Raw genomic sequence first — 24301 nt, forward strand, 5'->3', positions numbered from 1 at the left:
GGTCGATGCCTCTACCCCCGGTAGGGGCATCAGCCTGGCGTGCGAACCCCGGCGGATGTGCCTACCTGAGGTAGGTCGTGGGTGAGGGCCTTGGACGGCCGGTAGCGGCCGCCCGGATAGATCGCGGCCAGCTCCTCGAGCTGGTCCTTGATCACGTCGAAGCCGATCTCGCGCCCCCACTGGATCGGGCCGCGCGGGTAGTTGGTGCCGAGGCTCATCGCGGTGTCCACGTCCTCGGCGGACGCCTCGCCGCGCACCACGACCGCCAGGGCCTCGTTGACCAGCATCGCCAGTGTCCGCGCGACGGGATCGGTCCGCACCGGACCGCCCACGAGCAGCTCCACCGCGGCCTCGTCCGGTGACGCGTCCAGCGCCCGGCCGTTCTCGTCATACCGATAGACGCCGTGACCCGTCTTGCGCCCCAACGCTCCTCGCGCCACCAGGTCCTGCTGGTAGGCCGTGGGCTCGTAGCGCGCGTCGTGGTCGGTCTGCTCCCACACGGACGTGCCGACGGCGAGGTTGACGTCCTGCCCGATGAGGTCCGTGAGCTCGAACGGCCCCATCTTGAAGCCCGCCCCGCGCAGCGCCGCGTCGATGGTCGCCGCGTCGGCGATGCCCTCGGCGACCATCCGCTGAGCCTCGCCGTAGAACGGCCGCGCCACCCGGTTGACGATGAATCCCGGTGTGCTGGCGCACCGCACGGGCGTCTTGCCCCACGCGCGCACCAGCTCGCAGGCCTCCTCGACCGAGTCCGCGCCCGAGCGCGCGCCCCGCACGACCTCGACCAGCGCCATCAGTGGCGGGGGGTTGAAGAAGTGCAGGCCGATGATGCGCTCGGGGTGCGCGATGCCCTCGGCGATGGCCGTGATCGACAGGCTCGAGGTGTTGGAGGCGAGGATGGTGTCGGCGTCCTGGCGGGCGGCCAGCGTGGCAAAGATCTCACGCTTGACCTCGAGGTCCTCCACCACCGCCTCGATCACGAGCCGGCAGGCCGGCAGCGACCGGACGTCCTCGGCGGCCTGCAGCCGGCCCGCGGCGGCAGCGGCCTCGTCGGCGGTGATGCGGCCCTTGTCGGCGAGCCGGCCCAGCGTCGCCCGCAGCCGCTCGATCGCCTCCTCGGCGGCGCCGTCTCGCGCGTCGACGAGCACGACCTCGTGCCCGGCCTGCGCGGCGACCTGGGCGATCCCGGACCCCATCGCCCCGGCCCCGACGACCGCGATCCGCCCCGTTGCGGGCGTGGTGCTCGACTGCTCGCTCGCGTGGTCACTCATGCACGCATCGTGGCACGTCGGCAGCCTCGCGGCGAGGCGAACCCCTCGTTAGGATCGGGACGTGACCACCCAGGCAACGACGCCCAGCCACCCATTCCTCGACGCCCACGCCGCGACCCTCGACGAGGCCGCCGAGGCGCTGCGCACCCGCAGCTTCTACTCCCGCTATCCCGCCTCCCCGAGCCCCCGCGTCTACGGCGAGGGCTCCGCCGAGTCCGGCCTCGCTGCGTATGACGCGCACGTGGGCTCCACCTTCGCGCCGCTGGACGACCAGCCGTCGACGGGCGAGCGGGTGGGCGACGAGGTGTCGCCATACGGCCCGACCCTCGCGATCACCTATCCCGTGCTCGACCTCGACGAGGCGCTCCCGGCGGCGCGCGCGGCCATGCGCGCCTGGCGCGACGCCGGTCCCCGGGTCCGCGCGGCCGTCTGCGTCGAGATGATCGACCGGCTCAACAAGCGGTCCTTCGAGATGGCGAACGCCGTGATGCACACGAGCGGTCAGCCGTTCGTCATGAGCTTCCAGGCCGGTGGCCCCGAGGCGCAGGACCGCGCGCTCGAGGCCGTGACCGCCGCCCTCGTCGAGCAGGAGCGCATCCCCGCATCCGTGACCTGGGAGAAGCCCGCCAAGGGCGAGCCCCTGCGCCTGCAGAAGGACTACAAGGTCGTCGGCCGTGGCGTCGGCCTGGTCATCGGCTGCAACACCTTCCCGACGTGGAACGCCTACCCCGGCATCTTCGCCTCGCTGGCCACCGCCAACGCCGTCGTGGTCAAGCCCCACCCGCGCGCGATCCTGCCGCTGGCCATCACGGTCGCCGTCTGCCGCGACGTCCTGGCCGAGGCGGGCTTCGACCGGGCGCTGGTGCAGCTGGCCGCGGACCGCGACGGCGGCACCCTCGCCAAGGACCTCGCCGAGCGCGACGAGATCGCGATCATCGACTACACCGGCGGGCCGGGCTTCGGCGCCTGGCTCGAGACCGAGGCGGCCGCGCGCGGCAAGCTCGTCTACACCGAGAAGGCCGGCGTCAACACGATCGTCGTCGACTCCACCGACGCGCTGAAGGCGACGCTGGGCAACCTCGCGTTCTCCCTCTCGCTCTACTCCGGGCAGATGTGCACCGCCCCGCAGAACATCTACCTCCCCAAGACGGGCGTCGACACCGACGAGGGCCACCTGTCCGCCGACGAGTTCGCCGACCGGCTCGGCGCCGCGGTCGCGCGCTTCACCGGCGACGACGCCAAGGCCGTCGAGATCCTCGGCGCCACCGTCAACGACCAGGTCCGCTCCAACGCCGGGTCGCTCGCCGAGATCGCCGCCGAGGGGGAGGGGCGGGTCGTGCTCGACACGCGCGCCGTGCCCCACCCCGCGTGGCCGGACGCCGTCGTGCGGACGCCCGGGATCGTGCAGCTCGACGTGCGGCACGAGGACGTCTACACCCAGGAGTACTTCGGGCCGGTGTCGTTCGTGATCGCCACCGAGTCCACCGAGCAGTCGCTCGCGCAGCTCGCCGACACGGTGGCCGAGCACGGCGCGATGACGGCATCGGTCTACTCCACCTCGCAGGCCGTGCTGGAGGAGGCGCGCGAGGCCGCGGCCGACGGCGGGGTCGCCCTCTCGGAGAACCTCACCGGTCAGGTCTTCGTCAACCAGACCTCGGCGTTCTCGGACTACCACGGCACCGGCGCCAACCCCGCGGCCAACGCGGCCTACTCCGACGCGGCGTTCGTCGCCAACCGGTTCCGCGTGATCACGAGCCGCCGCCACGTCTGACCTACCGCCGGTAGTCACACTCGCCGGCCTTCGTCCAGCAGGCGGATGATCCTGCCCCCGGCGGGTCCTGCGCCGTGATGGCAGGACCTGCTCGCGGAGACCTGGGCACCGTGCACGGTGCCCAGGTCTCCGCGTTCCGGGCCGATCTCGTATGCCGACCGCCCGGCGCATCACCGGTCCCCGCGAGGCGGCGGGCCCGCCATACGGGCGTGAATGCCTCGCGCTCGGAGCGCTGACCTCGCACCGTGCGGCGCCCCGATCCGTGCACCCTCCGCGCTCGGAGCGCAGCTGTCGCACATAATGCGCCCCCATCCCTTGACATGTGACTCTTTGGTCACCTATGGTCGAGGTGTGGATGACGACCTGGTGTTCAAGGCGCTTGCCGACCCGACGCGGCGGCTGCTCCTCGACGCCCTCTTCGACCAGGACGGTCGGACCCAGGGCGAGCTGGAGGCCGTCGTCGCGCGACGCACCGAGATGACGAGATTCGGCGTGGCCAAGCACCTGCGGATCCTCGAGGACGCGGGGCTGGTCACGACCCGCAAGCAGGGGCGGACCAAGCTGCACCATCTCAACCCCGTCCCCATCCGGTTGATCCACGACCGCTGGATCGACAAATACACCCAGCACCACGTCTCAGCACTCATCGACCTAAAGCGCACCCTGGAGGACCAGCCATGAGCGACACCCAGACCACCAGCACCACCACCGCCGGCACCACCACGACCGAGCGTCAGGCCCCCGAGATCCAGGTCTTCCGGGTCTACATCGAGGCCCCCGCCCAGCGCGTATGGGATGCCATCACGACGCCGGAGTTCAGCACCAAGTACGGCTACGGCGGCATCGTCGAGTACGACCTTCGCGAGGGCGGCGACTACGTCAGCCACACGACCGAGGAGATGAAGCAGATGGGGATGGGCGACGTCGCCGTCACCGGACGCGTCCTGGAGTCCGACCCGCCCCGCAGGCTCGTCCAGAGCTGGATCGCCGCGTGGCACCAGCAGGAGACGACCCTGACCTGGGAGCTCACGGAGCATGACGGCCCCCTCACGGCGCTCACCCTCACGCACGACTGCACGAGCGCGCCCAGCACCGCGCAGGACATCGAGGGCAGTGGCGACGCGGCGCAGGGTGGCGGCGGCTGGCCGTGGGTGCTGGCCGGCATGAAGACCTACCTCGAGACGGGTCGTCAGATGGCCGGCGCCGGCTCCTGACCTGCCTCAGGCGGATCCTGCCGGTTCGGGATCGCGGAGACCTGGGCACCGAGCTCGGTGCCCAGGTCTCCGCGATGTCTGGGGCTCGAGGCCGTATGCCGCAGCGCCGCCGCCTCGCAGATCCCCGCGAGGCGGCGGCGCATCCGTCATACGACCGGTGCGAGCCCCCCTGAGCCCGCACCGGTCGGTCGCCACGCCCTGTCAGTGGCGCAGCGAGCTCTCCTCGTGGACGGCGTCCACCTCGATCGTGATCCGGCGCGGGCGGGCCGCTGACGGTACCGCGAGGTAATAGCGACCCTCCTGCCCCACGGCGGTGCGGGCGAGAGGCCGGCCGTCGGCGTCCAGCAGCGTGACGGTCCCGGCGCCCCGCGGGGCACCCTCGGTGTCGGTCACGTCGCCGTGGAACGCGTGCCAGTCGGCCAGGCCGTGCGACGCCGTGTGCTCGCGCTGCGCCTCGTCGTGCACCGTGATCGAGGGCGACGCCACGACCGTGGTGGAGAGATCCCCCGTGACCGTGCGCGAGGAGGACCCAACGATCGTCGCCAGCCCGGCCCCGGACGATGCGCCGATCGCACCGCGGTCCGGCGCGGGCTCCCGGTGCGTGCCCACCGGCCGGTCGTCCGGAGCCTCGGTGGCGAGCGTCGCCCCCTCGACGTCCATGTGCGGCACCAACCGGTCCAGCCACGCGGGCATCCACCAGGCGTGCCGGCCCATCACGAGCAGGAGCGCAGGGATCAGGATCATCCGGACCAGGAAGGCGTCCAGCAGCACGGCGGTGGCGAGCGCCACGCCGATCGACTTGATGAGGGGCTCGTCCTGGAAGGCGAAGGCCGCGAAGACCGAGATCATGATCAGCGCGGCTGCGGTCACGACGCGCCCGGAGTGGCGGAAGCCGTCGATGACGGCGTCCTTGGCCTCCATGCCGTGCACGTAGGCCTCCCGGATCCGGGTGGTGAGGAAGACCTGGTAGTCCATGGCCAGTCCGAAGACGATGCCGATCAGCAGGGTCGGCATGACGCTCATGACCGGCTGCGGCTCGAAGATCCCCAGCCAGCCCTCCTGCACGAGACCGACGGTGACGCCGAGCGTCGCGAGGGTGGACAGGACGAAGCCGAGGGTCGCCAGGATCGGCACCCAGATCGAGCGGAACACCAGCACCAGCAGCAGGAATGCGAGGCCGACCACGATGCCGAGGTAGGTCGGCAGGGCGTCGGCGAGCTCGCTCGAGACGTCGGCGGCGATCGCGGTCTGGCCCGTGATGCCGATCGTGGCGCCGGTGCGGTCCTCGAGGCCGCCGACGGAGTCGCGCAGCCGCGAGAGGGTCTCGTCGGTGGCCTCGTCCTCGGGGGCGGTGCGCGGGGTGATGAGCATGACGGCGCCCGAGGCGTCCTTGGTCGCCTGGACGACCTGGGCGTTGGCGACGCCGTGGTCGGAGGCGGCCCACCGCTGGGCGTCGGCGAGCGCGGCGGCCCGGCGCTGCTGGTCCGGGACGCTGCGGGAGTCGATCACCGCGACCATCGGGGCGTTCTTGCCGGGGCCGAAACCTTCGTTGAGCATGTCGGCCGACCGGCGGGCGTCCGTGCCTTCCGCAGCTGTGGTGCTGGACGGCAGCCCGAGGTGGAGGTCCTTGGCGGGGATCGCCAGGGCGGTGAGCGCGAGGGTTGCGACCAGCGCCACGACCACCGGGGATCGGCGGATGCCCTGGCCCAGCCGGACCGAGCCGTTGACGGCCTGGTGGTCCTCCTCGTCGACGTCTGCCCGGCGCCGGACCTGGCCGGCGAAGGCCTTGCCCTTGAGCATCCCGAGGATCGCGGGGAGCAGCGTGATGGCCACCATCACGGCGATGGCGACGGTGCAGGCGGCGGCGATACCCATCGAGCCCAGCAGGGAGATGCCGGAGAAGACCAGCGCGACGAGCGCGATGACGACGGTGAGGCCGGCAAAGACGACGGCGGTGCCGGCTGTGCCGATGGCGCGCCCCATGGCGTGGGACCGGTCGGACGTGTGCCGCAGCTCGCTGCGGTAGCGGGACAGGATGAACAGCGAGTAGTCGATCCCGACGGCGAGGCCGATCATCGAGGCGAGCGTCGGGGTGGTGCTCGCGATGTCGCCGAAGGCGGTCGCGGCCCGGATGCCGATGATGCCGAGGGACACCCCGATGATGGCCGCCAGGATGGGCAGACCCGCGGCGACGAAGGAGCCGAAGGTCAGGACGAGCACGATCAGCGCCACGCCGATGCCGATCGCCTCGGAGGTGACGCCGATCTCGCCCATCGCCCGCATGCCCGTGCCCCCGGGGACCGCCTCGAGGCCGTTGCCGGAGTGACGGGACACGGCGGAGCGCACGTAGTCCTGGGTGCTCTGCTCGATGTCCTGAGGCTGGTCGGCGGCGAAGGTCCACGAGACCGTGCCGTAGCGCTTGTCCGCCGAGAGGGGTGACAGGTAGCTCGCGTTGGTCTCGGCGGTGGCGCGCGGCGTCCCCTGCGCGACCTGGGACCGGACGGCCCGCTCGGTCAGCGCCGGTCCGGCGGTGGCGGGATTGACCAGCGAGGAGCGGGAGCCCTGGTCGAGCTGGGGGGTCTTGGCGAGGTCGGCGACGAGGGCGTCGACCTGTCCCTTGTAGGGCTGCTCGGCCAGCGTGTGTCCCTCGGGGGCCTTCAGGACGACCTGCCCGGTGACCTGCTTGTCCGCGGCTTGTGCCGAGGGGAACAGCTCGTGCTGGAGCTCGGCGGCCTGGATGGCCGGGACGCCGGGGATCGAGAAGGTGGTGGACATCGGCTCGGACTTGGCTGCAGCGAAGCCGCCGACGCCGAGCATCACGACGAGCCATCCGACGAGGACCGCCGGCCAGCGCCGATAGGCGCCGCGCCCGATCCGGTACAAGAGGGTTGCCACGGGTCTCCTATGGGTGTGCGTAGAGGATCCGGCTCCATCGACGGATTGTTGACCCGAATATATGACCAGTCAGCAACCAGAGTCAATAATGTAGGGTCTAGGGACGAGCGATCGAGGAGGTGTGCTGTGGCCCGACCGGCCAGGGACCACACGGTGGAGATCCTGCGGGCGGCGCAGACCGTGCTCCGCGACTGCGGGGTCCGCGGAACGACCATCGAGGCGGTGGCCCAGCGAGCGGGCGTCGGCAAGGGCACGGTGTTCCTCTACTGGCCCAGCAAGGCGCGTCTGCTGCAGGCGCTGGCGGCGCTGGAGGGAGCGCGGCTGGCGGAGGTGCAGCGGCGACAGGTGCTGGGCGACCCGGCTGCGTTCAGCCTGGGGGGCTTCCTGGTCGGGCAGGTGGAGGCCCTGTGGGGGAGCGACTACCTGAGCGAGTTCCTGGCTGACCTGGGCGGCGTCCTCGAGCTGGCCGAGGGGCGCCAGCGCGATGGTCAGAGGACGAGGTGGGCCGAGACCGAGCCCGACGTGGCCCGCGCCGCCGTCGCGGGCGGTCTGATCCGAGCGGAGGACGCGGTGGCCGCCGCCGAGACGCTCGCGATGCTGACGGCGGGTGCCGTCCTGCGCGGCTTCGACGCTCCCGAGCGCCGGCCGGGGATCCTGGCCGCGGTGCGCCGGACCGTCGATGCTGCCTTCGCTCGCGCGGACGTCTGTCCCGAGGTCGCGCGAGCCGTCGCCCACGCTGTCGCGGACGTGCTGGACGCTCACGCCGACCGGCTCGTGGACCAGGCCGGTCCCGAGCGCCCGACCTCGGCCGACCTGCGCGAGCTCGCCGTCTGACCTCTCGCTCAGACCTACCTGAGGCGGGCACATCGGCCTGGGTTCGCACGCCATGGCGGCGTGTCCAGCTCAGGCGGATCCTGCCGGTTCGGGATCGCGGAAACCTGGGCACCGAGCTCGGTGCCCAGGTCTCCGCGATGTCTGGGGCTCGAGGCGGTATGCCGGAGCGCCGCCGCCTCGCAGATCCGCGCGAGGCGGCGGCGTGGCGTCATACCGGGGCCTGTCGCCCGTGCTGCTCCCAGAGGCGACCGAGGAGGTGCACCTCGGTGCCGGCCAGCCCGACGGACAGGTAGACGCGCCGCCCGCGACGCTGCGGCCCTGTCGAACCCTCTGCTGCCGGCCCTCCCGACGCGGCCACGATCTCCCCGAGCGACGCCACGCGGTCGGCCATCCCGGCGTCGGCCACGAGCGCCGGCGGGTCGTAGGCCCGCAGCTGGGCCGGCGAGTCCGTGACCACCAGGTCGGCGCACGCTACGAGGTCCACCGCGAGCTCGGCACGCCCTACCTGCTTCGGCCCCACGGTGCCGACGAGCACGTCCGGCTCGAGCCAGGCGGCGTCGATGACGGGGGAGCTGCTGGTGGTGGCCAGGATGACGACGTCCGCACCGGCGACGACATCCCGGGGCGACGCGAGGGCCTCGGTGGACAGCCCCAGCTCGCGCCGGGCACGGTCGGCGAATGCCTCGCGGCCCACCGGCGTGCGGGAGGTCACGCGCACGGCGCTCGGGGTGAGGCTCGCCGTGAGGGCCCAGAGCTGCGCCCACGCCTGCGTCCCGGCGCCGACGATCCCCACGGTCACGTCATCGCTCCCGGGCCCGAGGTGCCGCGTGGCCACCCCGCCCAGGGCGCCGGTCCGGCACGCCCCGAGGGCATGTCCGACGTGCACGGCCAGCACGCGCCCGGTCGTCGTGTCGTGCGCGACAGTGACCTGCTCGTCGGAGGTCGTGGGGAGGGTGTCGTAGGTGCGGTAGCCGTAGAACTCGTCCCCGCTGTGCCCGGCGGTGAGGACGAGCCGGCCACCCCCGAGCGGCGCTGCCAGACGAGGTGGCGCCTCGAGGGTGCCGGCGTGGTGGCGGGCGAGGGCCTCCTCCATCCAGCCGACGGCGTCGCCGGGCGTGAGCAGGGCGCGGACGGTGTCGTCGTCGATGGTCCAGGTCATGGCGTCTCCTGCGGGTGCGGTGGCGTCGCCGTCAGCGGCTCGGGAGACCAGCCGATCACCTCACGTGGACCTGACGTCAAGCGCCGTAGACGAGCGGCACGTAGTCGCGGTGCCGCTCGATCCAGCCCTTGATGAACGGGCACTGCGGCATCACCGTGCGCGTCCCCTGCTCGCGCAGGTCGTCGAGGCCGAAGCGCGCCAGGGCGCTGCCGACCCCCTTGCCCTCGTAGGCCGGGTCCACCTCGGTGTGGGTGAACACGACGAGCTCGTCGGTGAGGAGGTACTCGGCGAAACCCGCCAGCTCCCCGTCGATCCGGGCCTCGTAGCGGTGCTCGTCGGCGTTGTCGGTGACCTGGACGTCGCTCATGTCAGTGCTTCTCCTGCGGTGCGGGACGTACTGCCTCCTCGACCCTAGCCGCGGCCGGCTCCGGTGGCGCGGTCTCGGACCCGGCCTCGGACCCGGCCTCGGACCCGGGCTCGCGCGCGACCAGGATCTCGGGCTCGTGGTCGACCGGGAAGCTCACCGACCGCGCGATGAGGCACAGGCCGGGCACGTCGGCGTGCAGCCACCGAGCCAGGTCGACGTCGCTGCCGGCCGTGACGGTGACCCGTGGCCGCAGGGTGACCCGCTCGAACTGCCCGGCACCGTTCGTCCCGGTCGTCATCACGCCGTGCGGGCGGTCCTCGTACGCCATCACCGTGACCCCCGCCTGCGCCGCGAGGTGGGGGTACCAGAGCATGTGGCACTGGGCGAGCGAGGCGACGAGCAGCTGCTCGGGGTTCCAGCGGGACGGGTCACCGCGAAAGGCCGGGTCGGCGGACCCCGCGATGGGGGTCGGACCCGCTGCGCTGACCACGTGGTCGCGGGCGTATCCGGCATACGAGCCGGTCCCGGTGCCCCGGTTGCCGGTCCACGTCACGGTCAGGTCGTAGGTGTGCTCCTGCGTGGTCATCCAAGGTCCTCCTGCGCTGTCTGCGACCAGCACCGGGATGTGCCTTCGCACCTGCCACGGTGCCACGCCGACGACGTATCCGAGGCCCCTCCCCACCCTCAGCAGGCAGGTCTACCGTGGGAGGGGACCCGCTGGGAGGAGGCGAGCCGTGCCTGACACTTTCGGCAGCTCCAGCAGCTCCAGCAGCGTCGGCACCTTCGACACCTTCGATGCCGACGTGATCGTCGTCGGCAGCGGCTTCGGCGGTGCGGTCGCGGCGGCCCGGCTCGCCCAGGCGGGCTCCACCGTGATCGTCCTGGAGCGTGGACGGCGTTGGGGGCCAGGCGACTTCCCCCGGGATCCCCGGCTGGCGGCCGGGTGGTTGTGGCGGATCGGCCAGGGGCTCTACGACATCCGCTGGCTCAAGGGCATGCTCGCCGTGCAGGTCGCCGGCTGGGGCGGTGGATCGCTCGCCTACGCCAACGTCTTCGCCCGGCCCTTCGACGCCGCGTTCAGCGAGCGCTGGCCGGCCCATCTGCGCCGGGCCGGGCTGGACCCCTACTACGACCTGGCCGCCCACATGCTCGACGTGTCGCCGGCGGGCGACGACCCGAGGACGGGGGAGCCGACGCCGCGCACCGTCCTGGTCGAGCAGCTGATGGCCCTGCGTGGCCGCCCGGACGCGACGGTGCGTCCCAACCTGGCCGTGACCTTCGGCGACCCGGAGGTATGGCGCGCGAATCGTCACGGGGTGCCTCGGCGCGGCTGCTCCTTCGTCGGGGAGTGCGTCCTCGGCTGCAACCAGGGGGCCAAGAACTCCCTGGACGTCACCTACCTCGCCGTCGCCGAGGCGCACGGCGCGCGCAGCGTCACCGACGCCGAGGTCACGGCCGTCACGCCGACCGCCAGCGGCTTCGTCGTCACGGCGCGGACGCCGAGCGACCCCTCGGTCGACCCTCGTGAGTGGCGGGCCCCTCGCGTCGTCCTGGCCGCCGGCGCTGTCGCCACCACCGAGCTGCTCCTGCGGTCGCGCGACGTCACCGGCACCCTCCCGCACCTCTCGCCGCTCCTCGGGCACAGCTTCTCCGGCAACGGCGACTTCCTGACTCTCGCCGAGCTGCGCGAGGAGCGCGGCGACATGACGACCGGACCGACGATCACCAGCACCACCATCTTGGACGTGCCCGAGGGGCGGGGTTCGGTCTGGTACCAGGTGCAGGACGCCGCGTTCCCCGTCGCCCTGCAGGAGCTCTTCGGCGCCATCGTGCCCGGCCGGCAGGTCCGCAGGTGGTGGCGGCGCCGGTTCGCGGGCCCCGACCCTCGACGCATGTTCACCGTGCTCGCGATGGGGCACGACTCCGGAGAGGGGACGCTGCGCCTCGACAGGTCCGGCAAGGCCGTGCTCTCCTGGCGCAACCGCTGGCAGACCCACCTGATCCGCTCGCAGCGCAGGGTAGGGCCGTTGCTGGCCAGCCTGCTCGACGCCCGGCTCTACAACCCCGTCACCTGGTCGCTCCTGCGCCGGACGACCACCGTGCATCCCCTCGGCGGCGTCCCGCCAGGCCCGGACGCGGCCACGGGGGTGGTGGACGAGGTCGGTGAGGTTCACGGATACCCCGGGCTGTTCGTGGTCGACGGCTCGGTCCTGCCGGCGTCCACCGGCGTGAACCCCTCGGCGACCATCCTGGCGGCGGCCGAGCAGTCCCTGGAAGCCATCATCCGCCGCGACGGGCGCCCCCACTGGCGCGCTCCCGAGTGACCCGACGTCGCCTCGAGGGTCGTCCCGGAGGACGCCGCGTCGAGCTTCTCCGCCGAGCTCCGGGCCATGACCAGCGGAGGCGGCGTCACCTTCAGTGAACGCATGGTCTCCTCGGCGCCCGGCCTGCCGCGCGTGACGATGCAGCTCACGGCGGTGGCGCGCAGCATCGACCTCTTCCTCGCCGACCCCACCCACACGCTCGCGGTGGAGGGCACGGTCGACGTGGAGGGGCACCTGGTCTCCGCGCCCGCCGCGGGCACGCTGTCCCTGTTTGCCGACGGGAGTGCGCAGGCGATGAGCTATGAGCTGCACCTCCACGGCGACGCCGGAGAGCCGTGGCGGTTGTCGGGGAGCAAGACGATGAGCGGCCGGGCCCCGGCGTCCGTGCTCCGCGACCTCACCACCCTGCGCGCCACCGTGCAGAGGGAGGACGGCACCGGGCCGGCCCTGCCCGTCGTGCTGCGGATCGGCCGGCGAGATCTGCTGAGCCTGATGGGCGCCGTGCGTGGCCGCGGCTTCACCCGTGCCCGCAGGGCTCGGACGACCGCCCGGTTCGTCGCGTTCTTCGCCGGGTCCACGCTGCGACGGGTCGCGCGGGCGCGCACCTCGCCCTGAGTCACTCCGACCGGTCGGGCGCACGTCTGGCAGAGCACGTCTAGTGTGACCGGGTGGACGATCCCCTCTCCGAGCGTCCGGGCCGTGGCGACGACGTCTCCGCCGAGCTGCCCGAGATCCTGACCTCGCTCAGCGAGGCCCGCGTCGAGCTGACGAAGTTCATCACGGCGTACCAGTTCGCGATCCAGGAGATCGAGACCAAGGTGCGCATCCTCCAGCAGGAGTTCCAGCAGCTGCACCGTTACAACCCGATCGAGCACGTCTCGAGCCGGCTCAAGTCGATGGAGAGCATCATCGCCAAGGTCCGCAAGACGGGCTGCGGGCCCAGCCTGGACGAGATCCGCCGCGAGGTCCGCGACATCGCGGGCGTCCGGGTCGTGTGCAGCTTCACGCCGGACGTCTACCGGATCCAGGAGCTGCTCTGCCGCCAGTCGGACGTCCGGCTCCTCCAGGTCAAGGACTACATCGCCAGTCCCAAGCCGAGCGGCTACCGCTCGCTGCACGCCATCGTCGAGATCCCGGTGTTCCTCTCGGACGGCAGCGTCCAGGTGCCCGTCGAGATGCAGTTCCGCACGAGTGCGCAGGACTTCTGGGCGAGCCTGGAGCACAAGATCTTCTACAAGTACGACCACGAGGTCCCGGCCGAGATCGCCCAGGGCCTGCGGGACGCCGCGGACGCCGCGTCGCACCTGGACGCCGAGATGGAGCGGCTGTCGGTCGCGATCCAGGACCTGACAGGGGAGGAGCCTCCCGGCAGCATGACCGTCACCCCGGGAGACGTCGACGACTTCCTGGCCCTGGTGCGGGAGTCGCGTGCGGGGAGGGGGCGTCCGGGGCCGGATGTCGCCGGGCCCTCCGCCTGAGCATGCTTCGTGGTCGTATGCCGGACGCCGGCCTCACGCCAGGTCGCCGTCTCCGGCTCCCGCCAGCTTGTATGACGAGCCGGCCACCCCCATGCGCGGACGGTCCCCATGTGTGCACAACTGCTGCACTCCGTGCCGGGGTCCTCGCGAATTTCGTTGTGCCGCAACACGTGGATGTCGGGCGTGCCTCGCATCTGCAGCAGTTGCTTCCCAGCGGGTCCCACTCCTCGCCCCGACCGCAGAACTCGCACGCAGAACGGCGCAAACGCGCAGGCGGACCGCTCCAGATCGCGCGTTGTGCATGTGAGTTCCCGGCTGCGCACGGGACCGCAGGATCCGCCCGCCTTGGTCACATCAGCCTGGCGTGCCAACCCGGGCGGACGTGACTGCCTCAGGTAGACCCATCAGCCGGCCTCCGGAACATCGGCCTGGTGAACGGAGGCCGGTCGATGCCTCTACCCGCGGTAGGTCTTGCGGGAGCGGTAGGCCTGGACGGCCATGCGGTTGCCGCAGCCGCGGTCGCAGTAGCGGCGCGAGCGGTTCTTGGACAGGTCGACGATCACGCCGTCGCAGTCCTCGGCCTCGCACACCCGCAGCCGGTCGAGCTCGCCGGACCGCACCACGTCGACCATCGCCATCGCGGACTCGACGGCGATGCGGTCGGCCAGCGGCGCCTCGCTGGAGATGGCGTGCAGGTGCCAGTCCCACCAGCCCTCGTGGCGCACCACCTGCGGCAGCGCCTGGTGGCGGGCGAGCAGGTCGTTGACCAGGCCGACCACGCCCTCCTCGTCGAGCTCCCACAGCCGGTGCAGCTCGCGACGCAGCCGTATGACGCCCGCCAGCTCGCGCTCGTCGTGCGCCCGCGCCCCGGTGTAGCCGAACTGCCCGACGAACTCCTCGAGGTCCTCCAGGGTCTGCAGGGTCGCCGGCTCGACACCCGTGTTGACCAGCGCGGCCATCGATACCAGAGCGTCGCGGGTGTCATGGGCAAAAGTCATCTTGACTCCTTACGGAGGACAGGTCTAGCGTCATGAGCGTAAACCCACTTTGCTCATGACGCTCGACGACGTGCGTCACGACCGTCGTGCCCTGAAGCCCTCGAGAGGAGTGCCCATGACCGCCATGACCCGCACCACCGACCGCGTCGACACCACCACCGACCTCACCCTCGCGGACCCGGTCGTGGACACGCTGCGCCTCGGCCAGGTCGACGTCGACCCGCTGCCGCACGTCCCGGACGAGCAGGCCACCGAGCGCCCGACCCCGAGCCGCCCGCGCGGCGTCTCGCGCGGCCTGGTCCTCGCCCTGATCTCGGCCGTCGGCTTCGCCACCTCCGGGTCCTTCGCCAAGGCGCTGCTCGAGGCGGGCTGGAGCCCCGGCGCCGCCGTCACCGCACGCATCGCCGGAGCCGCGCTCGCCCTCGGCATACCCGCCCTCTGGCTGATGCGCCACCGGCTGCGCGCCTTCCTCGACAACTGGGGCGTCATCCTGGCCTATGGCGTGGTCGCCGTGGCCGGCAGCCAGCTCTTCTACTTCAACGCCGTCACGCACCTGTCCGTCGGCGTCGCCCTCCTCCTGGAGTACCTCGCTCCCGTCCTCATCGTCGGCTACCTGTGGCTGCGCACCCGCCGCACCCCGTCGCCCGCGACGCTGCTCGGCGCGACCCTGTCCATGGCCGGGCTCGCCCTGGTCATCGACCTCTTCGGCGGCATCGGCATCGACCCGGTCGGCCTCCTGTGGGGCCTCGCGGCGGCGTGCTGCAACGCGACCTACTTCCTGCTCGGCGCCCGCGAGACCAAGGGCCTGCCGCCCATCGCCCTCGCGGCCGGCGGCATGGTCGTCGGTGGTGCTGTCCTCGGCCTAGCCGGCGCGGTCGGCATCATCCCGATGGTCGCCACCACCGCCCCCGTCGTCCTCGCCGGCCTGGATGCGCCCTGGTGGGTGCCCGTCCTCGGCCTGGTCCTGCTCGCCGCGGCCGTGGCCTACGGCTTCGGCGTGGCGGCGACGCGACGCCTCGGCTCGACCGTCGCGTCCTTCGTGGGGCTCACCGAGGTGGTGTTCGCCGTGCTCATTGCCTGGCTCCTGCTCGGGGAGCTCCCGGGCCTCGTGCAGCTGGCCGGCGGTGCGCTGATCCTCGCGGGTGTTGCGGCGGTCAAGTTCGGGGAGTCGCGGGCATGATGGGCACGTGCCCTCGACCCGCCGTCCCCTGACCCTGCGCGCCACGCAGTCCGTGCTGCGTGGTGTCGCGCGCCTGCCCCGGCCGGTCCTGCGTCTCGTCGCGGGCCGGCCGCGGCGCATCGACGGCCACACCCTGCGCACGGACGTCCAGGTGGCGCTGCGGATGCTCGAGCTGGCGCCGGGCAGCGACGCGGCCGAGCTGACGCCGGAGCAGTGGCGCGCCGAGATCGAGACCGAGGCCTGGCTCTTCGGCCACCAGCCCCACGTCGCGTCGATCCGCGACGACTCGTTCCCGGGCCCGGCGGGCTCGATCCGCACGCGCACCTACGACCCCGCCCCGGGCGAGCCGCCCCGCGGCGTCGTCGTCTACTTCCACGGCGGCGGCTTCGTGGCCGGTTCTCTCGACAGCGCCGATCCCGTATGCCGTTTCGTCGCGCGCTATGCCGGCCTGACCGTCGTCTCCGTCGACTACCGCCTGGCGCCGGAGTCACCCTTCCCGTGCGCCGTCGAGGACGCGGTGGCGGCCTTCCGCCACGTGCGGGACCACCGCGATCAGCTCGGCGGCGACGCCTCCACGCCGATCGCCGTGATGGGCGACAGCGCGGGCGGCAACCTCGCGGCCGTCGTGTGCCACCGCACCGTCGAGGACGAGGCCGGCGGTCCCGATCTGCAGGTGCTGCTATGCCCCGTCACCGACTGGTCCCGCAAGTCCCGGTCCTACGCGCTGTTCCCCACCGGCTTCTTCCTGACCGAGTCGACGATGGAGTGGTACGCCTCCCACTACCTGCGCGAGCCTGAGCAGGCGTCCCACCCGGACGCCTCGCCGCTGCTCGCGCGCCACCTCGGCGGGTTGCCTCCCGCCTATGTCCTGGTGTCGGCCTTCGACGTGCTCCGCGACGAGGGCCTCGCCTATGCCGCGCGGCTCGAGGAGGCCGGCGTCCCCGTCACGCTGCGGGTCGACGAGGACGGCACCCACGGCGACCTCAACGCCATGGGGGTCTCGCGCGCCAGCCGCGACCTGGTCATCGAGGTGGCCGAGGCCGTCCGCGACCTGCTGGTGCGCCGGTGATCGTCCGCGAGATCGGCGACGGGATCGTCGAGCTCGACCTGTCGGGGCACTCGCCCGACGACCTGGCCGAGGTCGAGGCGCTGCGCGAGCAGGTCGCCGCGGGGATCGCCGCCGGGTGGCGCCGCGTCCAGACGCTGCACGACCCCGACGACGTCGTCACGCACCGCGTGGCCGCCCGCCTCGGCCTGCGCCAGGAGGGCACCATGCGCGGCATCGGTCCCGGCCACGGCGACCACGTCGTCATGGCCCGGCTGGCGAGCGACCCCGGCCCCGAGACCCGCGAAGGCTTCCTCGGCGTCCTCAACACCACGATGCCCACCAAGCGCAACATCGCCCAGACGCTGCTGCGCGACCCCGATGGCCGCGTCCTGCTCTGCGAGCTGACCTACAAGCGCGAGTGGGACCTGCCCGGCGGCATCGTCGACCCCGGTGAGCCGCCGTCCGCCACGGCCGAGCGCGAGGTCGCCGAGGAGCTCGGGCTGGACCTGCCGGCCCGCGACCTGCTCGTCGTCGACTGGCTCCCGCCCTATCGCGGCTGGAGCGACGCCACCCTGTTCGTCTTCGACGGCGGGGTGCACCCGGCCGACCTGGTGGACCGAGTCACCTTGCAGCCGCGCGAGATCCGCGCCCTGCACTGGGCCACGCCCGAGCAGGTCCGGGAGCACTGCGCGCCGTATGTCGTGACCCTGCTGGAGCGCCTCGCCGCCACCCCGGCCGGCAGCGGCACGGCATACCTCGTGGACGGCCGACCCCGCGCCTGAGGCCGGCCCCACCACCACAGCCACCACAACCACCACCCTCGCCATTGGTCACCAACGGACGAATCGCGCGCCCCTTGAACGATCCACAGCGTCAGTGGTGACCAACGGTGGGGGGCTCAGACCTCGTCGGCGTCCGGCAGCAGGATGTTGAGCAGCAGCGACACGAACGCCACGACCAGGGCGCCCAGGATCGCGTCCCAGAAGAAGCTGTCGACCCGGAAGTCCAGCCCGAGCGGGCCGGCCAGCCAGGACGTGACCTGCAGCATGAGGGCGTTGATCACCCAGGTGAACAGCCCCAGCGTGAGGATGATCGCCGGCAGCGACAGCAGCTTGACGACCGGCTTCACGACCGCGTTGATCAGCCCGAACACGATGGCCACCAGCAGGATCGACAGCAGGCGCGTGGCGAGCGAGGGCTTGTCCTCGCCGAGGTGGATCCCGGAGACCACCATGGCCGCGACCCAGAGCGCGATGCCGTTGACGAGCGTCTTGATCGCGAAGTTCTTCATGGCCATATGGTGACATGTCGGCCCCCGCATATGGTGGTGCCATGACCGCAGCCGATGCCGCCACCAGCGAGCTCAGCCCCGACCGCGACGACGCGGCCACCCCCGAGAGCGAGGTGCGGCTGCGCGAGGCGCTCGCCAGCGTCCCCGCCTACGTCCCCGGTCGCCCGGCGCCGGAGCTGCCCGACCGCACGACCTACAAGGTCAGCAGCAACGAGAACCCCTACCCGCCGCTGCCGAGCGTGCTCGAGGTCATCGCGTCGGCCGCGACCACGGTCAACCGCTACCCGGACATGGCGGTGACCGAGCTGACGCAGGCGCTCGCCGACTTCCTCGGGGTGCCCAACGACCACATCGCGACCGGCACCGGGTCGTCCGGCGTCCTCACCCAGCTCGTGACCGCCACCTGCGGCCCGGGCGACGAGGTGGTCTACGCGTGGCGCTCGTTCGAGCTCTACCCCATCGTCACCGCGCTCGCCGGGGCCACCAGCGTGCAGGTGCCGCTCACGGCCGACCAGCGCCACGACCTCGACGCCATGGCTGCGGCCATCACCGACCGCACCCGCCTGGTCATCGTCTGCACGCCCAACAACCCCACCGGGCCCTCGGTCCACGCCGACGAGCTCGAGGCCTTCCTGGCTGCGGTCCCGCCGCACGTCCTGGTCGTCATCGACGAGGCCTACCTCGAGTTCGTCCGCGACCCCGAGACGCCCGACGCGCTCGACCTCTACCGCAACCACACCAACATCGCGGTGCTGCGGACCTTCTCCAAGGCCTACGGCCTCGCCGGGCTGCGGGTCGGGTATGCCGTGGCGCCCTCCGAGGTCGCGGCGGCGCTGCGCAAGTGCGCCCTGCCCTTCGGTGTCTCGCGGATCGCCGAGGACGCCGCCGTCGCCAGCCTCGGCCTCTTCGCCGAGCTGGACGAGCGGGTAGAGGCCTTGGTCACGGAGCGTGACCGTGTGACGCGTGGCCTGGCCGAGCAGGGGTGGCGCCTGCCCGACACCCAGGCCAACTTCGTGTACTTCCCGGTGGGGGAGCACTGCACGGAGCTGGCCGAGGCGTGCCGCGACGCCGGGCTGGTCGTGCGGCAGTACGGCAACGACGGCGTCCGCATCACCATCGGCGAGGAGGAGGCCAACACGCGCCTGCTCGAGGTCGCTGACCGTGTCCGGGCACGCGTCCAGCCGGGTGACTAGTCAGCAGGGACGGTTTGCCTCCGGTTCACTTGTCGGTGACTGCACCGTGACCGCACCATGGAGAGCATGGAGACACCCGGGTCTAGGCACAGGCCCATGAGACGGCAGGGGGGGACGGCCTGGAGGCCGGCCCTCGCCCTGTCGGCTCTCGGTGTCTCCGCCACCCTCGGCCTGGCGGGCCTGTCGCTGACCACCGGCCCCGGGACCCTGGAGGGGGTGCTCGGCGGCGGGTCGACCACGACCCCCGGCCTGACGGCGACCGGCGGTTCGGCATACGAGACCGATGGTCCGGCCGACGCGCTGACCGCTCAGGGTCCGTCCGTCTCGCGCGCGCTGGTCGTGCAGCAGGCCCAACGACCCGAGGCGCCGGTGGCTCCCTCGGACCCGCTCGACGGCATCGTCCTGCTGTCCGCAGCGCCGCGCGGCCAGGTGCTCGAGCAGACCGTCATCGAGCCTGCGCAGGAGCGCCTCGAGGCCCTGGCGGCCCTGCTGCCGCTGCTCGAGGTGGCCGAGCCGCTGACCGGCGTCGACGCCGACGAGGTGCTGGCGTCCATGGCCGACCTGGGGCCGGTCCCGGCCCCCGAGGCCGGCCCGGTCGTCGACGACGGCGCGAGCAACGCGTCCCCGCTCATCGCCCAGGCGCCGACGACGCCCGACCGCACGCCGCCTCCCACGCAGCCGCCGGGCGACGTCCCCGCCGAGCCCGACCCGGTCGGGGAGGACCCGATCATGCGCCGTATGACGGAGCCGGTGCCCGAGCCGTCGACGGGTAGCCCGCCGACCCCCACGGAGCCCGCGCCCGGGACCACGGACCCGACGACGACGCCCGGCTCCACGCCCACCGATCCCAGCACCACCCCCACCGGCCCCGGCCAGAGCCCCACGGGTCCCGGCTCGCCGACCCCCACACCCGGCACCCCCACCACGCCCGGGTCGATCGTCGGGCCCCTGCCGACGCCGACGCCGACGCCCACGACTGCGGTGCCGACGTCGCCCGCCCCGACCGCGTCGCCGCAGCCCGGCCCCAGCCCGAGCCGCACCGGCGGGGTCGGAGGCGAGGACTCGCCCACGGCGACGACCGCTCCGGCGGCGCCCCCGGCTGCGTCCCCGGCGAGCGCCCCGCGCGGCACCCCTGCTCGCAGCGCGCCCTGACCCGACTGGCGACAGGGACGGGGCGGGCAGGTACGCTGCCCTCGCCAGGCCCAAGCGTCCGACGGGACGTGTTGACCGCCACGAGCGACCGGCCCGACGTCGTCACCTCGACGAGGCCGGACCTGGGCGGTGACCCCGCCCGTCGTGGCCCCGAGCCGGACCGAGCAGCGACCCTGCCCGGCCCGAGGATCGAAGGAGATCACCCATGAGCGACAACGTCGTCGCCCGCCCGGGCGGCAGTGACGCCTACGGCGGGCCGGAGATGGTGCAGCTGCTCACCCCCGAGGGGGAGCGAGTCGACCACCCGGAGTACTCCCGCTATCTCGACGGGCTGACCGACGAGGACCTGCGCGGCTTCTACCGCGACATGTTCCTCATCCGCCGCGTCGACACCGAGGGCACGGCGCTGCAGCGTCAGGGCGAGCTGGGCCTGTGGGTCTCGCTGCTCGGCCAGGAGGCCGCCCAGATCGGGGTCGGCCGGGCGATGCGCAAACAGGACTACGCCTTCCCCGGCTATCGCGAGCACGGCGTCGGCTGGTGCCGCGGCGTCAAGCCCCTGCAGGTGATGTCGCAGTTCCGGGGCGTCGACCAGGGCGGGTGGGACCCCAATGAGGTGGGGATGCAGCTCTACACGATCGTCATCGGCAACCAGGTGCTCATGGGCACGGGCTACGCCATGGGGATCACGCTGGACGGCGACGTGGGCACGGGCGACCCCGACCGCGACGCCGCGGTCGTCGCGTTCTTCGGCGACGGGGCCACCGCGCAGGGCGACGTCAACGAGTCCTTCGTCTTCGCCGGCGTCAACAACGCCCCCATCGTGTTCTTCTGCCAGAACAACCAGTGGGCCATCTCCGAGCCCAACGAGCGCCAGACCCGCGGCCCGCTCTACCACCGCGCCAACGGCTTCGGGTTCCCGGGCATCCGCGTCGACGGCAACGACGTGCTGGCGTCGTACGCGGTCTCCAAGGCGATGCTCGACCGCGCCCGCGACGGCCAGGGCCCGTCGTTCATCGAGGCCTTCACCTACCGCATGTCCGCACACACGACCTCGGACGACCCGACGAAGTACCGCGTGGACGCAGAGGTCGAGGTGTGGAAGCACCGCGACCCCATCCAGCGGCTGCGGGCCTATCTCATCCGCTCCGGCAAGGCCGACCAGGCGTTCTTCGACGACCTGCAGCGCGAGGCCGACGCCCTGGCCGAGGAGATCCGCACGGGGACGATCGGCATGACCGAGCCCGACCCGCACGGCATGTTCGACCACGTCTACGTGGAGGACGACCACGCCCTGATCGAGCAGCAGCGCGCGGAGTTCGCTGCCTACGCCGCGAGCTTCGAGGACTGAACGATGACCAAGCTGACCATTGCCAAGGCCATCAACGCCGGCCTCCGCGCCGCCATGGAGCGCGACCCCAAGGTCGTCCTGTGCGGAGAGGACGTCGGCAAGCTCGGCGGCGTCTTCCGCATCACCGAGCACCTGCAGAAGGACTTCGGCGAGCACCGGGTCATGGACTCGGCCCTGGCCGAGTCCGGCATCATCGGGACGAGCGTCGGTATGGCGCTGCGGGGTTACCGCCCCGTCGCGGAGATCCAGTTCGACGGCTTCGTCTACCCGGCGTTCGACCAGATCGTGTCCCAGGTCTCCAAGATGCACTACCGCTCGCGCGGCAAGCTCCGGCTGCCCATGGTGATCCGCATCCCGATGGGTGGCGGCATCGGGGCGGTCGAGCACCACAGCGAGTCCAACGAGGCCTACTTCGCCCACACCGCGGGGCTGCGCACGGTCTTCGTGTCCAACCCCGAGGACGCCTACTGGGGGATCCAGCAGGCCATCGAGTCCGACGACCCGGTGATCTTCTACGAGCCCAAGCGGCGCTACCACGAGAAGGGCGAGGTCGACCTCGAGGCGCCGTCCGCGCCGCGAGGCCTCTACGGCGCCAACGTGATCGTGCCCGGCACCGACGTCACGGTCGTCTGCTACGGCCCCATGGTCAAGACCTGCATCCAGGCTGCCGCGGCGGCCGCCGAGGAGGGCACCTCGCTCGAGGTCATCGACCTGCGCTCGGTCAGCCCGCTCGACATCGACACCGTCTGCGCGTCGGTCGAGCGGACCGGTCGGCTGGTCGTCGTCCACGAGGCCGCGTCCTTCCTCGGTCTCGGCTCCGAGATCGCGGCCCAGGTGCAGGAGCGCTGCTTCTACCAGCTCGAGGCGCCGGTGCAGCGCGTCACGGGCTACTACCTGCCCTACCCGCCCTCGAAGTACGAGGAGCACTTCCTGCCCGACCTCGACCGCGTGCTCGACGGCGTCGACCGCGTCCTGGCCCACTGAGCCCGAGAGGAGCGAATTCACATGGCAATCAAGAAGTTCAACCTCCCGGACCCCGGTGAGGGTCTGCTCGAGGCCGAGATCGTGACGTGGAAGGTCAAGGAGGGCGACGAGGTCAAGGTCAACGACATCGTCGTCGAGATCGAGACCGCCAAGTCCCTGGTCGAGCTGCCGATCCCGTGGGCCGGCACCGTCGCCCAGATCATGGCGCCCGAGGGCGAGACGGTCGACGTGGGCACCCCGATCATCGCCATCGACGACGGCACCGGCGGTGGGGACGCCCCGGCCGAGCCCGACGACGCGTCCGCCGCGGCCACCCAGGCCCAGGTCGACGAGGCCATGGGGACGGGCACGTCCGCCGCCCCCAAGGAGGAGCGCGTCGCGGTCCTCGTCGGCTACGGCCCCAAGGTGACCGACGCCAAGCGCCGCCCCCGCAAGCACCAGCGCGGCCCGCTGCCCACCCCGAGCGAGACCAAGAACCCCGAGTCCTGGGGTGGTTTCGCGCAGGTCGCGGCGGCCACCGAGATGACCCACCCGACCGTCGTGGACCCGCACGGCGTCGCGGTCGAGGTCGCCGACGGCGCGGGATCCCGTCCCGGCAAGGCCCTCGCCAAGCCCCCCGTCCGCAAGTACGCCAAGGACAAGGGCGTGGACCTCACGGCCGTCACCGGCACGGGTGACGGCGGCGTGGTCACGCGCGCCGACGTCGACGCCTACCTCGCGGGAGGCGCGCAGCCCCAGGAGGCGGCGGGCGCTCCGGCATACGGCTCGAGGGGTCTGGCCGGCGACGCCGAGCGCGAGGTGCGCATCCCGATCAAGGGCGTGCGCAAGGTGACCGCGCAGGCCATGGTCGGGTCGGCGTTCACGGCGCCGCACGTGACCGAGTTCATCACCGTCGACGTCACCGAGATGATGGCGCTGGTCGACCGGCTCAAGAAGGACAAGGAGTTCAAGGACGTCCGCGTCTCGCCGCTCCTCGTCGTCGCCAAGGCCCTGATCGTCGCCAGCCGCCGCAACCCCGGCGTCAACGCGACCTGGGACGAGGCCAACCAGGAGATCGTGCACAAGAACTACGTCAACCTCGGGATCGCGGCCGCCACGCCGCGCGGTCTGATGGTGCCCAACATCAAGGACGCCGACCGCCTGTCGATGCTCGAGCTGGCGCAGGCCATGGGCTCGCTCGTCGAGACCGCCCGGGCCGGGCGCACGCAGCCCGCCGAGATGTCCGGCGGCACGATCACGATCACCAACGTCGGCGTCTTCGGCGTCGACACGGGCACGCCGATCATCAACCCCGGCGAGTCCGCGATCCTGGCCTTCGGCGCGGTGCGTCGTCAGCCCTGGGTCGTCACCGCGGCCGACGGGTCCGAGGAGATCGTGCCGCGCTGGATCACGCAGCTCGCGCTGTCCTTCGACCACCGGCTGATCGACGGCGAGCTCGGCTCGAGGTTCCTGGCCGACGTCGCCAAGGTGCTCGAGGACCCGGCCCGCGGGCTCGTCTGGGGCTGAGCGGTCTCAGTCGTATGACGGCGGGGTCGGGCGCGACGCGTCCGGCCCCGCCATTGCGTGTGCTGGCGCCTCGGCGTCCGTTCCCTGTCTCGGTGACCGTCTCCTGTCTCGGCGACCGTCTCCTGTCTCGGCGTCCGTCCGTTCCCCGTCTCGGCGTCCGTCCGTTCCCCGTCTCGGCGACTGTCTCCCGTCTCGGCGACTGTCTCCTGTCTCGGCGACTGTCTCCTGTCTCGGCGACTGTCTCCTGTCTCGGCGACCGTCTCCTGTCTTGCGCTGCAGCAGGAGACG

Annotated in this window: 22 protein-coding genes; 15 read left to right on the forward strand and 7 right to left on the reverse strand. The window is 72.2% G+C overall.

Annotation, left to right across the window (positions count from 1 at the left end):
* Positions 1 to 29: 29 nt before the first annotated feature.
* Positions 30 to 1271, reverse strand: a complete 1242-nt coding sequence (locus B4K29_RS07450) for a 3-hydroxyacyl-CoA dehydrogenase NAD-binding domain-containing protein (protein ID WP_286958258.1) — start codon at positions 1269 to 1271, stop codon at positions 30 to 32.
* A 61-nt stretch (positions 1272 to 1332) separates the two neighbouring features.
* Here B4K29_RS07450 and paaN point away from each other — a divergent pair, with 61 nt between their 5' ends.
* The 3 genes from paaN (at position 1333) to B4K29_RS07465 (ending at position 4256) form a co-directional block, all read left to right on the forward strand.
* Positions 1333 to 3042: a phenylacetic acid degradation protein PaaN gene (gene paaN / locus B4K29_RS07455; RefSeq protein ID WP_286966887.1), complete on the forward strand. Its 1710-nt coding sequence runs from the start codon at positions 1333 to 1335 to the stop codon at positions 3040 to 3042.
* Between the two features lie 351 nt (positions 3043 to 3393).
* Entirely contained in the window at positions 3394 to 3723 is a 330-nt protein-coding gene (locus B4K29_RS07460; RefSeq protein ID WP_286958252.1) for an ArsR/SmtB family transcription factor, read from the forward strand.
* Positions 3720 to 4256, forward strand: a complete 537-nt coding sequence (locus B4K29_RS07465) for an SRPBCC domain-containing protein (protein ID WP_286966890.1) — start codon at positions 3720 to 3722, stop codon at positions 4254 to 4256. Before B4K29_RS07460 ends, B4K29_RS07465 begins: the two co-directional genes overlap by 4 nt.
* A 201-nt stretch (positions 4257 to 4457) precedes the next feature.
* On the opposite strand, the gene B4K29_RS07470 is transcribed toward B4K29_RS07465, so the two are convergent.
* Complete coding sequence (locus B4K29_RS07470; RefSeq protein WP_286966892.1) at positions 4458 to 7151, reverse strand: MMPL family transporter; 2694 nt, start codon at positions 7149 to 7151, stop codon at positions 4458 to 4460.
* Positions 7152 to 7277: 126 nt separating this feature from the next.
* Here B4K29_RS07470 and B4K29_RS07475 point away from each other — a divergent pair, with 126 nt between their 5' ends.
* Positions 7278 to 7985, forward strand: coding sequence for a TetR/AcrR family transcriptional regulator (locus B4K29_RS07475; RefSeq protein ID WP_286966894.1), 708 nt, complete (start codon positions 7278 to 7280; stop codon positions 7983 to 7985).
* Positions 7986 to 8193: 208 nt separating this feature from the next.
* Here the strand turns inward: B4K29_RS07475 and B4K29_RS07480 are convergent, their stop codons facing one another.
* From B4K29_RS07480 to B4K29_RS07490, 3 genes are all read right to left on the reverse strand, one after another.
* Positions 8194 to 9144 carry a hypothetical protein gene (locus B4K29_RS07480; RefSeq protein WP_286966897.1) on the reverse strand — a complete coding sequence of 317 codons (951 nt, stop codon included), beginning with the start codon at positions 9142 to 9144 and terminating at the stop codon, positions 8194 to 8196.
* Between the two features lie 76 nt (positions 9145 to 9220).
* The gene (locus B4K29_RS07485) at positions 9221 to 9511 is read right to left on the reverse strand and encodes a GNAT family N-acetyltransferase (protein WP_286966899.1); all 291 of its coding nucleotides are present in this window, start codon (positions 9509 to 9511) and stop codon (positions 9221 to 9223) included.
* 1 nt (position 9512) lies between these two features.
* Positions 9513 to 10097 (reverse strand): OsmC family protein, encoded by a 585-nt coding sequence (locus B4K29_RS07490; protein ID WP_313666714.1) that lies wholly within the window; start codon positions 10095 to 10097, stop codon positions 9513 to 9515.
* A 148-nt stretch (positions 10098 to 10245) separates the two neighbouring features.
* Here B4K29_RS07490 and B4K29_RS07495 point away from each other — a divergent pair, with 148 nt between their 5' ends.
* From B4K29_RS07495 to B4K29_RS07505, 3 genes are all read left to right on the forward strand, one after another.
* The gene (locus B4K29_RS07495) at positions 10246 to 11835 is read left to right on the forward strand and encodes a GMC oxidoreductase (RefSeq protein ID WP_286966901.1); all 1590 of its coding nucleotides are present in this window, start codon (positions 10246 to 10248) and stop codon (positions 11833 to 11835) included.
* A 66-nt stretch (positions 11836 to 11901) separates the two neighbouring features.
* On the forward strand, positions 11902 to 12450 hold the full coding sequence (locus tag B4K29_RS07500) for a hypothetical protein (RefSeq protein WP_286958217.1): 549 nt from the start codon (positions 11902 to 11904) through the stop codon (positions 12448 to 12450).
* A 53-nt stretch (positions 12451 to 12503) separates the two neighbouring features.
* The gene (locus B4K29_RS07505) at positions 12504 to 13313 is read left to right on the forward strand and encodes a GTP pyrophosphokinase (protein WP_286958210.1); all 810 of its coding nucleotides are present in this window, start codon (positions 12504 to 12506) and stop codon (positions 13311 to 13313) included.
* Between the two features lie 455 nt (positions 13314 to 13768).
* On the opposite strand, the gene B4K29_RS07510 is transcribed toward B4K29_RS07505, so the two are convergent.
* Positions 13769 to 14311 carry a CGNR zinc finger domain-containing protein gene (locus B4K29_RS07510; RefSeq protein ID WP_037213054.1) on the reverse strand — a complete coding sequence of 181 codons (543 nt, stop codon included), beginning with the start codon at positions 14309 to 14311 and terminating at the stop codon, positions 13769 to 13771.
* Between the two features lie 115 nt (positions 14312 to 14426).
* Between B4K29_RS07510 and B4K29_RS07515 the strand changes: the two genes are divergently transcribed.
* The 3 genes from B4K29_RS07515 to B4K29_RS07525 are packed head-to-tail and all read left to right on the forward strand — an operon-like array spanning position 14427 to position 17321.
* The gene (locus tag B4K29_RS07515) at positions 14427 to 15491 is read left to right on the forward strand and encodes an EamA family transporter (RefSeq protein WP_286957423.1); all 1065 of its coding nucleotides are present in this window, start codon (positions 14427 to 14429) and stop codon (positions 15489 to 15491) included.
* A 7-nt stretch (positions 15492 to 15498) separates the two neighbouring features.
* The gene (locus B4K29_RS07520) at positions 15499 to 16560 is read left to right on the forward strand and encodes an alpha/beta hydrolase (protein ID WP_286957427.1); all 1062 of its coding nucleotides are present in this window, start codon (positions 15499 to 15501) and stop codon (positions 16558 to 16560) included.
* Positions 16557 to 17321 (forward strand): NUDIX hydrolase, encoded by a 765-nt coding sequence (locus B4K29_RS07525; RefSeq protein WP_286957429.1) that lies wholly within the window; start codon positions 16557 to 16559, stop codon positions 17319 to 17321. The genes B4K29_RS07520 and B4K29_RS07525 overlap by 4 nt, the downstream gene beginning before the upstream one ends.
* Positions 17322 to 17437: 116 nt before the next feature.
* Here B4K29_RS07525 and B4K29_RS07530 read toward each other — a convergent pair whose 3' ends face one another.
* Positions 17438 to 17830: a phage holin family protein gene (locus B4K29_RS07530; RefSeq protein ID WP_029210129.1), complete on the reverse strand. Its 393-nt coding sequence runs from the start codon at positions 17828 to 17830 to the stop codon at positions 17438 to 17440.
* A gap of 41 nt (positions 17831 to 17871) precedes the next feature.
* On the opposite strand from B4K29_RS07530, the gene hisC reads away from it, so the two are divergent.
* From hisC to B4K29_RS07555, 5 genes are all read left to right on the forward strand, one after another.
* Positions 17872 to 19023 carry a histidinol-phosphate transaminase gene (gene hisC, locus B4K29_RS07535; RefSeq protein ID WP_239266580.1) on the forward strand — a complete coding sequence of 384 codons (1152 nt, stop codon included), beginning with the start codon at positions 17872 to 17874 and terminating at the stop codon, positions 19021 to 19023.
* 96 nt (positions 19024 to 19119) lie between these two features.
* Entirely contained in the window at positions 19120 to 20175 is a 1056-nt protein-coding gene (locus B4K29_RS07540) for a hypothetical protein (RefSeq protein WP_286957440.1), read from the forward strand.
* A 205-nt stretch (positions 20176 to 20380) separates the two neighbouring features.
* Positions 20381 to 21523 carry a thiamine pyrophosphate-dependent dehydrogenase E1 component subunit alpha gene (locus tag B4K29_RS07545; RefSeq protein ID WP_019285313.1) on the forward strand — a complete coding sequence of 381 codons (1143 nt, stop codon included), beginning with the start codon at positions 20381 to 20383 and terminating at the stop codon, positions 21521 to 21523.
* Positions 21524 to 21526: 3 nt separating this feature from the next.
* Positions 21527 to 22507: an alpha-ketoacid dehydrogenase subunit beta gene (locus B4K29_RS07550; RefSeq protein ID WP_019285312.1), complete on the forward strand. Its 981-nt coding sequence runs from the start codon at positions 21527 to 21529 to the stop codon at positions 22505 to 22507.
* 21 nt (positions 22508 to 22528) lie between these two features.
* A complete protein-coding gene (locus B4K29_RS07555) occupies positions 22529 to 24013 on the forward strand; it encodes a dihydrolipoamide acetyltransferase family protein (protein WP_286957448.1) in 1485 nt (494 codons plus the stop codon).
* Positions 24014 to 24301 lie beyond the last annotated feature (288 nt).

The organism is Arsenicicoccus sp. UBA6765 (assembly GCF_002453335.1).
In the GTDB taxonomy this organism is placed as follows: domain Bacteria; phylum Actinomycetota; class Actinomycetes; order Actinomycetales; family Dermatophilaceae; genus Arsenicicoccus; species Arsenicicoccus bolidensis.

Coding starts and splice junctions, on each gene's coding strand:
- B4K29_RS07465 (WP_286966890.1), top strand. CDS start 3,720: ATGAGCGACACCCAGACCACCAGCACCACCACCGCCGGCACCACCACG.
- B4K29_RS07510 (WP_037213054.1), bottom strand. CDS start 14,311: ATGACTTTTGCCCATGACACCCGCGACGCTCTGGTATCGATGGCCGCG.
- B4K29_RS07480 (WP_286966897.1), bottom strand. CDS start 9,144: ATGACCTGGACCATCGACGACGACACCGTCCGCGCCCTGCTCACGCCC.
- B4K29_RS07450 (WP_286958258.1), bottom strand. CDS start 1,271: ATGAGTGACCACGCGAGCGAGCAGTCGAGCACCACGCCCGCAACGGGG.
- B4K29_RS07550 (WP_019285312.1), top strand. CDS start 21,527: ATGACCAAGCTGACCATTGCCAAGGCCATCAACGCCGGCCTCCGCGCC.
- B4K29_RS07530 (WP_029210129.1), bottom strand. CDS start 17,830: ATGAAGAACTTCGCGATCAAGACGCTCGTCAACGGCATCGCGCTCTGG.
- B4K29_RS07500 (WP_286958217.1), top strand. CDS start 11,902: ATGACCAGCGGAGGCGGCGTCACCTTCAGTGAACGCATGGTCTCCTCG.
- B4K29_RS07485 (WP_286966899.1), bottom strand. CDS start 9,511: ATGAGCGACGTCCAGGTCACCGACAACGCCGACGAGCACCGCTACGAG.
- B4K29_RS07490 (WP_313666714.1), bottom strand. CDS start 10,097: ATGACCACGCAGGAGCACACCTACGACCTGACCGTGACGTGGACCGGC.
- B4K29_RS07515 (WP_286957423.1), top strand. CDS start 14,427: ATGACCGCCATGACCCGCACCACCGACCGCGTCGACACCACCACCGAC.
- B4K29_RS07545 (WP_019285313.1), top strand. CDS start 20,381: ATGAGCGACAACGTCGTCGCCCGCCCGGGCGGCAGTGACGCCTACGGC.
- B4K29_RS07540 (WP_286957440.1), top strand. CDS start 19,120: ATGAGACGGCAGGGGGGGACGGCCTGGAGGCCGGCCCTCGCCCTGTCG.
- B4K29_RS07555 (WP_286957448.1), top strand. CDS start 22,529: ATGGCAATCAAGAAGTTCAACCTCCCGGACCCCGGTGAGGGTCTGCTC.
- hisC (WP_239266580.1), top strand. CDS start 17,872: ATGACCGCAGCCGATGCCGCCACCAGCGAGCTCAGCCCCGACCGCGAC.